We start from the raw sequence: 1,828 nt of genomic DNA on the forward strand, positions 1-1,828 counted from the left end.
CGACGGAGGTTGCGACGACGAACGCCTGTTGGGCGACTTTCGATTGCTGGAGGAAGTCGGCCGCGGTGGCATGGGAGTGGTCTATCGCGCGCGACAGTTGTCGTTGGATCGAACCGTCGCGATCAAACTATTACCGTTTGCGGCCGTCTTGGACGCTCGTCAAATTGCCCGCTTTAAAAACGAAGCGCACACGGCGGCGCAGCTGAATCATCCCCACATCGTGCCGGTCTACACCGTCGGTGTTCAGCGTGGTGTCCACTACTATGCGATGCAGTACATCGAGGGACGTTCGCTCGATGCGGTGATCGCAGAACAATCCGACCGTGGGCAGTTGCCCAACATCGCGGTCACGTTGCAACGGGCGATCGACGTCGCCCATGCACTGCACGCCGCCCACGAGTTTGGGGTCGTGCACCGGGATGTCAAACCGTCCAATTTGATCTTGGACAACGATGACAAAATCTGGGTGACCGATTTCGGATTGGCACGTTGTCAGACCGACGCCAGCATGACCAAGACGGGTGACATCGTCGGAACGATGAAGTACATGAGTCCCGAACAGGCTCGTGGCGAATCTGCGATCATCGACGGACGCACCGACGTCTATTCGTTGGGTGCGACGGTGTACGAGATGCTGTGCTTGCGTCCGGCGCATGATGGCAACGACACGCCGGCCGTGCTGCGTCAAATCGGTGAACGCTCGCCCGCCCCGCTGCGGACGATGCGCAATGACATTCCCAGGGACCTGGAAACCGTAGTTGCCAAAGCGATGTCCAAGTCGCGTGACAACCGGTACGAAACCGCGTTGCGATTCGCCGAAGACATGCAGCGTGTGTTGCGTGGCGAACCGACCGTCGCACGACCGCCGACAATGATCGACCGGTTGTCGCATTGGGCACACGCCCATCGCAACATGGTCGCCACGACCTTTGTATTCGGACTGGTTGTCGTCCTCGGACTCTCGGTCAGCATTGCGATGGTTGCCGCGGCGAAACAGGAATCCGACGCCAACGCGGTGCTGGCCAAACGCAGCGACGCGCTCGCCCGCGCGACGGTCGATCGCCTGGGCGCGCAAATGGCCGAACTGTTGTCCGAGATCCCGTCGGCCAGTTCCGTGCGCCAACAGTTGCTCCGCGAGACGCTGGCCTATTACCAAGCATTCGCCAACCAGGCCGACGACGATGTCAGCTTGACCAGGGACTTGGCGATCACCTACGGCAAGATCGGATCGTTGCAAAACGAAATCGGTTCGCCCGGCGAAGCGATCGATTCACTACACGAGTCGCTGCGGTTGTTTCAGCAGCTGTCGGTCAGCGACCAAGACAGTCGGTCGATCAATCACCAGCTGGCGACCAGCGAAAACAATTTGGCGTTGGCGTTGGAACGCGCCGGCCAATACCGAGACGCCCAACGGCACTACGAATCTGCAATCCAGCGCTGGCAATCGCTCGCCGACGACGCCGCCCAGGACGTGGAAATCCGCGCGGGATTGGCGATGTCGCTCAGCAACTTTGCGTTGCTGTTGAGCAAGACCGATCGCCCGGACCAAGCCGAGACGATGTTTCAACGCAGTGTGAAGATCGCGGAAGTCGAACCGCAGAATGACGTCCTCGTCAAGCAACTTGCATCGACCTACCAGAATCTCAGCGGATTGTTGGCCGAACGCAATCCGCAGCGGGCGGTCGGCTATGCCCGCGCCGCCCTGGAGCATCAGATGCAGGAACTGTCCGACGACCACGCAACCCCCACAGCGGCCAGCCGTGTCGCGTTGACGATGAACAGTTTAGGTGCGGCCCAATCGGCGGGCGGGAATTTAGACGCCGCGATC

At 60.4% G+C, this 1,828-nt stretch carries 1 protein-coding gene; it reads left to right on the top strand.

Features of this window, described 5'->3' with window-relative positions:
- On the top strand, positions 1-1,828 hold a 1,828-nt coding region (locus tag ABX749_RS31550), incomplete at both ends, for a protein kinase (RefSeq protein ID WP_372899530.1).

The sequence above is a fragment of the Stieleria sp. genome, assembly GCF_041595215.1.
In the GTDB taxonomy this organism is placed as follows: Bacteria; Planctomycetota; Planctomycetia; order Pirellulales; family Pirellulaceae; genus Stieleria; species Stieleria magnilauensis.